Source organism: Arthrobacter pigmenti, from assembly GCF_011927905.1.
Taxonomy (GTDB): Bacteria; Actinomycetota; Actinomycetes; order Actinomycetales; family Micrococcaceae; genus Arthrobacter_D; species Arthrobacter_D pigmenti.
Window position 1 is genome coordinate 2,071,354 of record NZ_JAATJL010000001.1, and the last position, 12,195, is coordinate 2,083,548.

10 protein-coding genes are annotated in these 12,195 nt (G+C 64.4%); 2 read left to right on the forward strand and 8 right to left on the reverse strand.

Features of this window, described 5'->3' with window-relative positions; all coding sequences use genetic code 11:
- Positions 1-4 precede the first annotated feature (4 nt).
- Complete coding sequence (locus BJ994_RS09550; RefSeq protein ID WP_167993632.1) at positions 5-967, forward strand: glycosyltransferase; 963 nt, start codon at positions 5-7, stop codon at positions 965-967.
- Positions 964-1,899, forward strand: coding sequence for an NAD-dependent epimerase/dehydratase family protein (locus tag BJ994_RS09555; RefSeq protein WP_167993633.1), 936 nt, complete (start codon positions 964-966; stop codon positions 1,897-1,899). Before BJ994_RS09550 ends, BJ994_RS09555 begins: the two co-directional genes overlap by 4 nt.
- Here BJ994_RS09555 and BJ994_RS09560 read toward each other — a convergent pair.
- From BJ994_RS09560 to lysA, 8 genes are all read right to left on the reverse strand, one after another.
- Positions 1,859-2,692: an L-threonylcarbamoyladenylate synthase gene (locus BJ994_RS09560; protein ID WP_167993634.1), complete on the reverse strand. Its 834-nt coding sequence runs from the start codon at positions 2,690-2,692 to the stop codon at positions 1,859-1,861. The two genes, BJ994_RS09555 and BJ994_RS09560, sit on opposite strands and share 41 nt — an antisense overlap.
- 16 nt (positions 2,693-2,708) lie before the next feature.
- Positions 2,709-3,569 carry a peptide chain release factor N(5)-glutamine methyltransferase gene (gene prmC, locus BJ994_RS09565; protein WP_167993635.1) on the reverse strand — a complete coding sequence of 287 codons (861 nt, stop codon included), beginning with the start codon at positions 3,567-3,569 and terminating at the stop codon, positions 2,709-2,711.
- A gap of 11 nt (positions 3,570-3,580) precedes the next feature.
- Complete coding sequence (gene prfA / locus BJ994_RS09570) at positions 3,581-4,657, reverse strand: peptide chain release factor 1 (protein ID WP_167995954.1); 1,077 nt, start codon at positions 4,655-4,657, stop codon at positions 3,581-3,583.
- A gap of 175 nt (positions 4,658-4,832) precedes the next feature.
- Positions 4,833-6,959, reverse strand: coding sequence for a transcription termination factor Rho (gene rho, locus BJ994_RS09575; protein ID WP_167993637.1), 2,127 nt, complete (start codon positions 6,957-6,959; stop codon positions 4,833-4,835).
- Between the two features lie 322 nt (positions 6,960-7,281).
- A complete protein-coding gene (gene thrB, locus BJ994_RS09580) occupies positions 7,282-8,256 on the reverse strand; it encodes a homoserine kinase (protein WP_167995955.1) in 975 nt (324 codons plus the stop codon).
- Complete coding sequence (thrC, locus tag BJ994_RS09585; protein ID WP_167993639.1) at positions 8,249-9,373, reverse strand: threonine synthase; 1,125 nt, start codon at positions 9,371-9,373, stop codon at positions 8,249-8,251. The genes thrB and thrC overlap by 8 nt, the downstream gene beginning before the upstream one ends.
- Positions 9,373-10,722, reverse strand: a complete 1,350-nt coding sequence (locus BJ994_RS09590; protein ID WP_167993641.1) for a homoserine dehydrogenase — start codon at positions 10,720-10,722, stop codon at positions 9,373-9,375. The genes thrC and BJ994_RS09590 overlap by 1 nt, the downstream gene beginning before the upstream one ends.
- An 8-nt stretch (positions 10,723-10,730) precedes the next feature.
- Complete coding sequence (lysA, locus tag BJ994_RS09595; protein ID WP_342450339.1) at positions 10,731-12,194, reverse strand: diaminopimelate decarboxylase; 1,464 nt, start codon at positions 12,192-12,194, stop codon at positions 10,731-10,733.
- Between the last annotated feature and the right edge of the window lies 1 nt (position 12,195).

The following is a 12,195-nucleotide window of genomic DNA, read 5'->3' on the forward strand; positions in this document are numbered from 1 at the left end:
AACCGTGCCAGCCAGCCAGCCAGTGACCGTCGTTGTCACCACCTTCAACCGCGCCGAGTACCTGAGCCGGCTCCTCGGTTCGCTGGACCGACTTGACCCTGCGCCGGCGGCCATCGTCGTCGTCGATAATGCGAGTACCGACACCACGGACGACGTGCTGGCGGCTGCCTCCCAGTCGCTGTCCATCCCGCTGACCGTGCACCGGCTGGTGACCAATGCGGGCGGATCCGGCGGATTTTCAGCGGGTGTGGAGCGCGCCCTCACCGAGGGTGCGCAGTGGCTGTGGCTGATGGACGACGACGTCGAGGCCCTGCCCGGCGCACTCAACGCCTTCGCACCATGGATGGGCGAGTACCGGTGCCTGCACGGCCGGCGATGGGACCACACCGGCGAACCCTTCTTCTGGCAACACCGGTTCAACGCTTTCCTCGGCGTCCATTTCCCGGTGCACGGGAACGTCTTCGCGAAATCGCCGGTGTTCCGGACCAATGTGGGCTGCTTCGAGGGCATGCTTGTCCATGCCGACGCTGTGCGGACCGTCGGGCTACCCGATCCCCGGTTCTTCATCAACGGTGATGACACCACTTACGGCTGGCTCATTGCGCAGCGCGAGCCCGTGGTCTACATCGACAGCTTCGTCCTGCGGAAGGCACGCCCCCAAAAGCAGATCGATCTCGGCGTTCGCCACCTGAATGACTCAAGCAACCTCGCCCGCTACTGCGGAATGCGAAACCGTGGCCATCTCGCGCGGTACCTCAAGGTGAACGGTCGTTTCAACAGGTTTGGTTTTGCGCTGGGCACCGCTCTGACGACTGCCAAGGAAGTGCTTCGATTGGCAGCTGTGGAACGCACGCTCACCGGACTGGGCTCCCTCTGGAACGGATGGCGGGAATCGCGGCGTATCCTGCACGACCCCGAGTGGGCCCCCATGCCCGCGCTGAACCCATCCCGGAAGGATGCCGAATGAGTTGGTCCGTGATCGGAGGAACCGGCTTCGTCGGATCGGCTGTGGTTCGCGCCCTCGCCGACGCCGGGATTGCCGCCGGCGCCGTGCATGCGCCAAGGGTGCGCTCCGAGGCCGGCACACCAGCCGAGCTTCTCCGGGAAGCCGGGCGTCTGGAGGACGTCGTCGCGCGTCTCGCCGATGAACTCCAGGGCAGCACTGTAGTGGTGAATGCTGCGGGGGCCGCGACGCCGCGCAGCATCGAATCACCCGAACTCACGGGTGCCAACGCACTGCTTCCGGTCCTCGTGGCCCGGGCCTGCGCTACAGCCGGCGTGCAACGATTGGTACACCTCAGCAGTGCCGCAGTCCAGGGCCATCGTCCTGTCCTCGACGAGACCACCGAAACCGCACCCTTCTCCCCCTACTCCCGCAGCAAGGCCCTCGGAGAGCAGGCCCTCTGCTTCCTTGAGCATGTTGCTTTGGGCATCGTCATTATCCGCGCCACTTCAGTACAGGGCCCGGAACGGCCAACGACGACGGCGCTGGCCCGCCTGGCTGCCTCTCCCCTGGCTTCGGTCGCCTCACCCGGGACCGCGCCCAGCCCGGTCACGTCGGTGGATTCCCTGGCCGAGCTTGTTCGCGCTGCAGGATCACACCCGGGTCCTATGCCGCAGATCGTGTTACAACCTTGGGAAGGGATGACGGTACGGACAGTGCTGGAGGCGGCCGGAGGTACACCCCTGGTCCTGCCTGCCGGTTTGTGCCGCCTGATCCTGCGGGCGGGCTACGCAATTTCAGGGCTGCTCCGCGAACGGCTGCACGGCTCGATCCGGAGGGTTGAACTCATGTGGTTCGGCCAGGATCAGGTGGCCGGCTGGACCGCGGAGGCCGACATCCGCCTCTCCGGAAGGGTCAGTTCGGTCCTCGAGGCGGCCGGAGCGCGTCGGCGGTAGGCTCCTGGTCCGCCGCTTCGTTGTTCACGCCTGGTTCGTCCGAGGCATCGCTCGGGGCGGGTGCAGCGTCGTCCTGAAACTTCGCGTCGGCGTAGGTGCCTTCGGCACCTTCTTGCTTGTCGTCGTCGTTGTCCTCCGCTTCACTCCCCGCCAGGGTGATCTCCGGAACCACCTCGCGCAACTCTTCCAGCGTGATGGTTCCCTGCCGCACCACGACCGGCACAGGTCCCGTTGCGTCCACGATGGTGGAGGATCCAGCGTCTGCTGACCTCTCGCCATCCTCAAGGTAAACCTCAACGGAATCGCCAAGCTGCTTATACGCATCGGCCGCTGTGATCGCTGCGGGCTGGCCGGTCCGGTTCGCCGAGGACACGGCGAGCGGGCCGGTCAGGATGAGTAGATCGAGCGCTATGCGGTCATCGGGCATCCGGAGGGCGACCGTGCCGTAAGTATCTCCCAGGTCCCACGTAAGCGACGGCTGCGCATGGAAAATGAGGGTGAGGCCGCCCGGCCAGAACGCCTCTGCGAGCCTGCGCGCCTCCACGCTGATGTCGGCTGCCAACCCGTCCATGGTCTGCTGCCGTGGAATGAGCACCGGCGGCGGCATGCTCCGCCCGCGTCCCTTCGATGCAAGAAGCGTGGCAACTGCCTGGGGCGCGAAAGCATCCGCGGCAATCCCATACACGGTATCCGTGGGAATCACGACGCACTGCTTGGCGGCGAGAGCCCGCTGCGCGCGGGCAATTCCCTCACTGCGTTCGGTGGGATCGGAACAATCGAAAGTGGCACTCACGCCAGACATCCTTTCACTACGAACCTTCACTTGGCACATCGGCGCGCACAGCGGAGGTAGCACGGTCACGTCCGGAGAGATCCTGATGCGTGCGTACGTCTCTCCACGCCGGGTCTGCGCTGAGGATGCGTTTCAGCGACCCCGCCTGTACCTCAGCGTGTTCCATCACGAAGTAGCCGCCCGCCCGCAGCAGCCGCGCAGCAGCCGTCGACGCCGCAAGCGGCAGGCGCAGGCCGTCCGCGCTGCCGCCGTACAGCGCAAGTTCCGGATCATGGTCAGCGACCTCCGGGTCGCGGGGAACTGATTCGGTAGGAATGTAAGGCGGATTGGAGACGACGACGTCGAACGTGCCGTTGTGCCCGGAGAGCGCTACCGCGAAATCATCCTGAACGAGGGTGACGCCAAGGGGACCTAGGTTGCGTGCGGCCCATGCGCATGCGAGTTCGCTCAGTTCAACTGCGAAGACCTCCGCGCCGGAGACCTCTTGGGCGATCGAACCGGCAATTGCACCCGATCCAGTGCCCAGATCCGCAACCCGGACCGGGTCCAAAGCGGACGCAGCGTTGATTGCGAGCTGGGCAACAATCTCGGTTTCCGGACGCGGTATGAAGACGCCCGGTCCCACGGCCAATTCGAGCCTACGGAAGTGGGCGACGCCGGTGATGTGCTGGAGCGGCACGCGCTGCGCCCGCTCGGCCACCAGATCAGCGAAACCCACCGGTACCGCAGCGCCGGTCAGGGCAAGGGCACGAACCCGTCCGGCACTCTCACCGAGCAGGTGCGCGGCAAGAAGTTCGGCGTCAACCCGCGGGCTCGGTACCCCGGCCGCTGCCAGTTCCGACGTAGCCTCTCCCAGCGCATGGGCCAGCGATTCCATGATCGAACCGGTCAGGCGTCGTCGCCGATAGCAGCCAGTCGGGTCTGCTCGTCCATCTCAATGGCAGACTGCACCACCGGCTCAAGCTCACCATTCATGACTGCGTCGAGGTTGTAGGCCTTGTAGCCGGTGCGGTGATCCGCAACCCTGTTCTCGGGGAAGTTGTAGGTCCGGATGCGCTCTGAGCGGTCCATGGTGCGCACCTGGGACTTGCGGATGTCAGAGTTTGCGGCGTCAATTTCTTCCTGCTTGGCAGCCAGGATGCGCGAGCGCAGCACGCGCATCGCTGCTTCACGGTTCTGCAGCTGGGACTTCTCGTTCTGCATGGCGACGACAATGCCGGTGGGCAGGTGGGTGATGCGAACGGCGGAGTCTGTGGTGTTCACCGACTGCCCGCCCGGGCCCGAGGAGCGGTAGACATCGATCTTGAGGTCGTTCTGGCTGATCTCGACCTCTTCGGGCTCGTCCACCTCGGGCAGTACCAGGACCCCGGCGGCGGAGGTATGGATGCGCCCCTGCGACTCGGTGACGGGTACTCGTTGCACACGGTGCACACCGCCTTCGAACTTGAGCCGGGCATAGACACCCTCAGCAGGATCATTCGACGAGCCCTTGATGGCCATCTGAACATCCTTGTAACCGCCGAGATCGGACTCCGTCGCGGAAATGATCTCAGTCTTCCAACCGCGGGATTCGGCATACCTCGTGTACATCCGCAGCAGGTCTCCGGCAAACAAGGCAGCTTCGTCGCCGCCTTCGCCACCCTTGACCTCAATGATGACGTTGCGTGCATCGTTCGGATCGCGCGGGATAAGTAACCGGCGAAGCCGTTCCTGAGCAGTGGCCAACTGCTCCTCGAGAACCGGTATCTCAGCAGCGAACTCAGGGTCGTCAGCCATTTCCCGCGCAGCTTCGAGATCGTCCTGAAGACTGTTCCAGCGCGTGTGCGCCTCAACGATGCCACTCAGCTCAGCGTAGCGCCGCCCCAATTTCCTCGCGAGTCCCTGGTCAGCGTGTACGGCGGGGTCCGACAGCCGGAGCTGAAGGTCGGCATGCTCATCGAGCAGACCCTGAATGGACTCAAACATCGTGGTCACTGCTTTCTTCATCAATCGAGCGGGCAGAAATAACGTCGATTCGGCGAAACGATGATTATTTGCGCCCACTCGATGCGGGTGGGAACTCTTAACCGGGAAAGCCGCCCGGATCGTGCCGACCACCGCGCAATGGCGGGGTCGGCACAATTCGAGCGGCTGTCCTCAGCTAATCGTTGTCGCTTTTTGCCCCCAACGTGGTCTTCTGAACCTGCATGAGGAACTCGACGTTGGATTGCGTGTCGCGGATCTTGTTGGTCAGCAGTTCAAGGGCCTGCTGCTGCTCGAGTCCGGACAGGACGCGGCGGAGCTTCCACATGATCTTGACCTCATCAGCCGAGAGCAGGTTCTCCTCGCGGCGCGTGCCGGACGCGTTGACGTCTACTGCCGGGAAGATACGCTTGTCTGCGAGGTTGCGGGACAGGCGCAGTTCCATGTTGCCGGTGCCCTTGAACTCTTCGAAGATGACCTCGTCCATCTTCGAACCGGTCTCCACGAGGGCAGTCGCAAGGATGGTCAGGGATCCACCGTTCTCGATGTTGCGTGCAGCACCGAAGAAGCGCTTGGGCGGGTACAGCGCCGCCGAATCCACACCACCGGACAGAATGCGTCCGGATGCGGGTGCGGCCAGGTTGTAGGCGCGGCCGAGCCGGGTCATCGAGTCGAGAAGAACGACGACGTCCATGCCCATCTCCACGAGGCGCTTGGCACGCTCGATGGAGAGCTCGGCAACCGTGGTGTGGTCATCGGCTGGACGGTCGAAGGTTGAGGCAATGACCTCGCCCTTCACCGTGCGCTGCATGTCGGTGACTTCCTCGGGACGTTCGTCGACGAGGACCATCATGAGGTGAACTTCGGGGTTGTTCACGGTGATGGCATTCGCAATCGCCTGCAGGATGAGAGTCTTGCCGGCCTTCGGCGGCGACACGATCAGGCCGCGCTGGCCCTTTCCGATGGGAGCCACCAGGTCGATGACACGGGGGCCGATCTTCTTGGGATCCGTTTCCAGGCGCAGGCGCTCCGACGGGTACAGCGGAACCAGCTTCGCAAAATCTACGCGGTCCTTCAGTTCCTCCGGAGTCTTGCCGTTCACGGAGGTGAGGCGAACCAGGGCGTTGAACTTCTGGCGCGTGTTGTTCTGGTTCTCCCCTTCGCGCGGAGCACGGATGGCACCGACGACGGCGTCACCCTTGCGCAGGCCGTACTTCTTGACCTGGGCCAGCGAAACGTAGACGTCATTCGGGCCCGGAAGGTAGCCCGAGGTGCGCACGAAAGCATAGTTTTCGAGCACGTCCAGAATGCCTGCCACGGGCAGCAGGACGTCGTCCTCGGTGACCTCGACGTCATCGACGTCCGGGTTCTGGTTACGGTTCCGGCGGCGCTCGTTGCGGTCGCGGAAGCGGTTGTTGCGATCGTCGTCCCGGTTGTTGCGGCCACGGTTGCGCCGGTTACGGCCGCGCTCGTTGCCGTCGTCACGGTTATCGCGGTCGTTCCGGTCGTTCCGGCTGTCGCGGTCATTCCGATTGTCGCGGTCATTCCGATTGTCACGATCATTCCGGCTGTCGCGGTCGTCGTCCCGGTTGTTCCGGCGCTCATTGCGGTCGCGGTTACGTTCGCGACGGTCGTTGCGCCGATCGCCCTGGTCCTCGCCCTGGGTATCGGTGCCCTCGGACGAGTTATCGCCGTTCTGCTGGGCAGCCTTGCCCTCGTTCGTTTCGCCAACAGCAGCGGCGGTCTCACCCTGAGAATCAGAGTCAGAGCGGCGGCTGCGGCGGTTGTCACGGCTGCGGCGACCACGTTCAGGTGCTCCGGCCTCGCCGGTTGCTGCGCCTTCAGGAGCAGCGGACTCACCGGAATCCGCAGTGCCCTGCGCAGCTGCGTCCGCTGATCCGGTATCCACAGCAGACTGTTCTGTCTTGACAACGCCGTCACTGCCTGCGCGCCGGTTGCGGTTACGCGTACGTGCCGGCTTCTCGGCGGGTTCCTGGGCCGACTCCTGATCGCTCCCGCGGGAGGCGCCGTTCTGCGCGGCTACATCATCTTCCTTGGCCGGCTTCTGGGCCGGAGTCGACTTGGGCCGATCGGCAACTGCCGAGCCGCGCTGATGGTCCGAAATAGCTGCCACGAGATCGCTCTTGCGCATGCGCGACCCCACGGAAATGCCGAGCTGGCCGGCAAGGGCCTGCAGCTGGGCAAGCTTCAGTCCGGCGAGCCCGGAACTTTTGGAAGCTGTTGCGCCGTTGGTCTCGGCGGCTTGGGTATCCACGCCTGTCGGCAGGTCAGTGGTTTGAGTCACGAAGGATCCTTCCCCCTCGTCGGGCGATCCATCTCTGATGTGGATCGCGGTTGGTTTGCTTAGCTTTCATGTCAAAGAGATGGAAGCTAAGGTTTCGGCTGCTGACCGGATTCTCTCCGGTGAGGCCGAGCGTGCTGAAAACCTCGGAATCTCAGTGCGAAGCAGTCACGGAGTGATCCGCTGCCGCATCAGGTCCTGGAGGTACACCTGAGATTGAGCTACTGCTGACATACAGGCAGTTTCACGACGGTCAAAGAACATGACGGCCAGATCAACAGAAGCACATCTGAACACGGTTCCCCGGAACTGGCTTGGTGGGGTTTTACCGTTGGTGCACCTTCACTTTAGCACCTTCTGTGTCAACGTTCAGCCGTAGAACACGCCAATCGACGCCTTCTTCTATTGCACCGACAATCCGCTCTATCGCCGCGATCGCCGCCCCAGCCTGTTCCTCGCCCACTGCAAGGGTCATGACGGTGGGGCCGGCTCCCGAGATGACGGAGGCGAACCCGTCCGAGCGCAGAGCGCGCATCAGACCGGCGCTGTGCATCATGGCCTGCGCTCGATAGTCCTGATGAAGCAGGTCGCGGGTCGCGTCGAGCAGAAACTGCGGCGCCGATCCCAACGCGTGCACCAGGAGCGCAGCCCGGCCGGCATTTGCCGATGCGCTGTTGTGCGGAACCGAAGCGGGCAAGAGTGCCCGCGCGGCTTCGGTGGACAGTTCGCTCGATGGAATTGCGACCACAGGTACTACCTCGGGGTGCACAGGCACCGTGGTGCTCTGGAAGGCGCGGCCGGTCTCCCAGGAAACAGCGAGTGAGCCCAGGAGCGCCGGCGCAACGTTGTCCGGATGACCTTCGAGCGTGGAGCAGAGCTGCAGGATCGCGGGCGCCGGCATCCGGGAAGCATCCGGGAGCAGCGCATTGGCCGCAAGCACTGACGAAACAATTGCCGCAGCCGAAGATCCGAGTCCACGCCCGTGCGGGATCACATTCGTGGTTTCGATCTCGAGACCGGGGCTGGAAAACCCGGCGCGTTCCAGCGTCCGCAGGATGGTTGCGGCGACCAGATGCCGTTCATCGCGGGGCAACGACTCAGCGCCCTCCCCGGTGACGCTCACCGTCGTCGTGCCGGAATTCGTGGTCCGTACACGGACCGAATCGTACAGCGTGAGAGCAAGACCGAGGCTGTCGAATCCCGGCCCGAGATTCGCACTCGTTGCCGGCACCTCGACCGTGACCTCCTGACCGGTTGCGATCGGCGCCGATGCCAGCACAGCGTGCGCTGCGCTAAGCATCGACCGGCTGACCGGCGTCGGCCAGTCCAAGCGCGGAGGCAACACTGACGACGTCGAACTCCACCTTGGTTGGTTCAACATCGGTGCCGTCGGCCGCCTTCAGAGCCCACTGCGGATCCTTGAGCCCATGGCCGGTGACCGTGATGACAATGGTCTTTCCCTCAGGCACTTCGCCTGCTGCGTGCTTCTTGAGCAGACCGGCGACGCCGGCCGCCGACGCCGGCTCAACGAATACGCCCTCGCGTGAGGAGAGCCAACGGTGTGCGTGAAGGATTTCCTCATCCGTGACCGCTTCGATGAGTCCACCGGATTCGTTCCGGGCAGCAATAGCCTGCTCCCAGGACGCCGGATTGCCAATGCGGATGGCAGTCGCAATGGTGTCGGGCTCGGTAACGGGGTAGCCCTTCACCAACGGTGACGCACCTTCCGCCTGGAACCCCCACATCACCGGGGTCCTGGTCGCTACCGCCGGCAACTCCCCAGCCGTTGCGGATGTGTAGGGCTGCGAATACTCTTTGTAGCCCTTCCAGTAGGCGGTGATGTTTCCTGCGTTGCCCACGGGAAGCAAGTGGAAATCGGGGGCATCGCCGAGGTAATCGACCACCTCGAAGGCTGCGGTTTTTTGGCCCTCGATCCGCGCAGGATTGACGGAGTTCACCAGGAACACCGGGTACGCTTCCGCAAGCTTCCGGGCCACCTCAAGGCAGTTGTCGAAGTTGCCGTGAACCTGCAGGAGCTCAGCCCCGTGCGCGATCGCCTGACTGAGCTTTCCCATGGCAATCTTTCCGTCCGGCACGAGTACCGCGCACGTCAATCCCGCCTGGGTGGCATAGGCCGCAGCCGACGCCGAGGTGTTGCCTGTTGATGCGCACACCACAGCCTTCGCCCCCGCCTCGACAGCCGCTGTGATAGCCATGGTCATCCCGCGGTCCTTGAAGGAACCAGTGGGGTTCATTCCCTCGACCTTCAGGTACACCGAGCAGCCGGTAAGTTCCGACAGCGCAGGGGCCGAAACCAGCGGCGTCCCGCCCTCCCCCAGCGTGATGACCCTGGTTGAGTCCGTTACCGGCAGACGGTCAGCGTATTCGCGGATAACGCCGCGCCATTGGTGAGCCATCAGACTCCCTCTACTCGGAGGACGGAGGTCACCGCGTTGATGACGTCCAGATCCTGGATGTGTTTCACGGTTGTGGCGAGAGCTGCTTCGGTGGCCCGGTGCGTGACGATCCTCAGTTCCGCACTGGCCGCCCCGCCGGCTTCGGCTGCGTGAATGGTCTGGCGCATGGTTTCAATCGAGACACCATGCTCGGCGAAAAGGTGCGCGATCCTCGCGAGGACACCGGGCTGGTCGGCAACATCAAGGCCGATGTAGTAGCTGGTGTTCACCGTGTCGATACTCAGTGCCGGCACATGGCCGGTGGTGGTCTCGGTCCGGCCCGGACCGCCGAGGACCATGCGCCGCGCCGCACTGACGACGTCGCCGAGCACGGCGGACGCCGTCGGCGTACCTCCGGCACCCTGCCCGTAGAACATGAGTTCCCCGGCGTTCTCCGCTTCGATGAATACCGCGTTGAACGCACCGCGCACGGCTGCAAGCGGGTGTTCCCGCGGCAGGAGGGTGGGGTGCACACGGACGCTGACGCCGTCGTCGCCTGCTTCATCCTTCAGCAGTTCAGCGATCGCCAGCAGCTTGATGACGTACCCGGCGTCCTTCGCCGATGCGATGTCTTCCGCGGTGACCGAGGTGATTCCCTGGCAGTGCACGTTTTCCAGCGCAAACCGGGTATGGAAGGAAAGCGAAGCGAGGATGGCTGCCTTTGCCGCGGCGTCGTGGCCCTCGATGTCAGCGGTGGGATCGGCCTCCGCATAGCCGAGCCGCTGCGCGTCGGCCAGAGCGTCCGCGAACTGCGCGCCAGTGGTGTCCATTTGGTCGAGGATGTAGTTGGTGGTGCCGTTGACGATCCCGAGCACCCGGGTAATGCGGTCGCCCGAGAGGCTGTCGCGGATGGGACGGAGGATGGGAATGGCTCCGGCCACGGCAGCTTCGTAGGACAGCTGCACGTGTGCCGCGTCGGCCCGCTCATAAAGCGTTGGCCCGTCCTGGGCCAGCAGTGCCTTGTTCCCGCTGACTACGGTGGCTCCGTGGTCTATGGCGCGCAGGATCAGGGTGCGGGCGGGTTCGATGCCCCCCATAAGCTCGATCACGATGTCCGCTGCCTCAACCAGGGACTCGGCGTCGGTGGTGAAGAGTTCCCGCGGCAGCTCCGCCTCCCGCGGTGCGTCAATGGACCGGACAGCAATGCCTGTCAGCTCAAGCCGCGCGCCAATACGGGCGGCGAGGTTATCGGCGTCCGTCAGGAGGATGCGCGCAACCTGCGAGCCGACGTTCCCGCAGCCAAGGAGCGCTACGCGCAGGGTGCTGGGAGAGACGGCGCTGTTGAGGTCGGTCTTGTCCGGGGTGTTCATCAAATCGATCAGGCTCCTGCTTCAAGAGTTGCTCGGTCGGTAGTGTCCTGCCGCAGTACGTCACGGGACAGGAGGTCTTCCTCTGTTTCGCCGCGCACGATCAGGCGGGCGGAACCGTTTCTGACCGCGACGACGGGCGGCCGGGTGAGGTAGTTGTAGTTGCTCGCGAGCGACCAGCAGTACGCACCGGTGCCCGGCACGGCGATCAGGTCACCGCCCAACGCGTCCGTCGGCAGGTACACGCTGCGCACAACGATGTCCCCGCTCTCGCAATGCTTGCCGACCACGCGTGTCAGAACCGGTTCCTGGAACGAAGACCTGGACGCCAGTACCGCCGAATAATCGGCGTCGTACAGCACCGGCCGCGCGTTGTCGCTCATCCCGCCGTCAACCGAAACATACCTGCGGGGGTGGGTGCCGCCGTCGGTATCGACCTGCACCGTCTTGGTGGTTCCCGCCCGGTAGAGCGTGAATGTTGTCGGCCCGACAATGGCCCGTCCCGGTTCGATCGAGATGCGTGGCACCCGAAGTCCGTGTTCGGCGCAGGCGCTGCGTACGACGTCGGCCATCGCCTGTGCGATTTCAGTGGGGGGCCGTGGGGTGTCGGCCTCGGTGTAGGCGATGCCGTAGCCGCCGCCCAGATCGAGCTCGTGCAGTTCGATACCGTGGCGGTCCCGGACCTCCGCGAGGAAGCCCAGCAGCCGACGGGCAGCCAACTCGAATCCGGCGGGCTCGAAGATCTGCGAGCCGATGTGGCTGTGAACCCCGAGCAACCGGACGCACGGGTGATCCAGGGCGGCTGCAACGGCCTGGGCGGCGGGTGATTCCCGGTCCGACGACGACGGCGCGAGGGAGAGTCCGAATTTCTGGTCTTCATGCGCTGTGGCAATGAACTCGTGCGTGTGTGCATGTACGCCCGGCGTGAGGCGAAGCATGACATTCGCCGTTGCGCCGCGGGCCTCGGCGAGCGCGCCGACGCGCCCCAGTTCATACAGGCTGTCGACGACGATGCGACCGACGTCAAGATCCAGCGCCCGGTTGATCTCGGCGTCGGACTTGTTGTTGCCGTGCAGCGCAAGCTGCCGTCCATTCAGACCTGCGCGCATCGCGACGGCAAGCTCTCCACCGGATGCGGTGTCCAGGCGCATGCCCTCCTCGGACACCCAGTGCGCAATCTCGCTGCAGAGGAACGATTTGCCCGCGTAATAGACGTCGACTCCGCCGCACAGGTCCTTGAATGCGGTGTCGAAGGCGCTACGGAAGCTTCGGGCGCGGGCACGGAAATCGTCTTCGGACACAACGAAGAGCGGCGTGCCGAACTGTTCAGCGAGTTCGGTAACCGGAATCCCGGCAACGGTCAGGACACCCGAGGCTGAACGTGCGACGTCCTGTGCCCACAGGGCTGGGTTGAGCCGGTTGGCGTCCTCGGGCAGTTCGAGCCACTCGGGAGCGAGCGGTGAAGGAGAAGCCACG

Excerpts from the sequence above, each read along its gene's own strand:
- BJ994_RS09555 (WP_167993633.1), top strand. The coding sequence starts at position 964 with ATGAGTTGGTCCGTGATCGGAGGAACCGGCTTCGTCGGATCGGCTGTG.
- prmC (WP_167993635.1), bottom strand. The coding sequence starts at position 3,569 with ATGGAATCGCTGGCCCATGCGCTGGGAGAGGCTACGTCGGAACTGGCA.
- prfA (WP_167995954.1), bottom strand. The coding sequence starts at position 4,657 with ATGTTTGAGTCCATTCAGGGTCTGCTCGATGAGCATGCCGACCTTCAG.
- thrB (WP_167995955.1), bottom strand. The coding sequence starts at position 8,256 with ATGCTTAGCGCAGCGCACGCTGTGCTGGCATCGGCGCCGATCGCAACC.
- thrC (WP_167993639.1), bottom strand. The coding sequence starts at position 9,373 with ATGGCTCACCAATGGCGCGGCGTTATCCGCGAATACGCTGACCGTCTG.
- BJ994_RS09590 (WP_167993641.1), bottom strand. The coding sequence starts at position 10,722 with ATGAACACCCCGGACAAGACCGACCTCAACAGCGCCGTCTCTCCCAGC.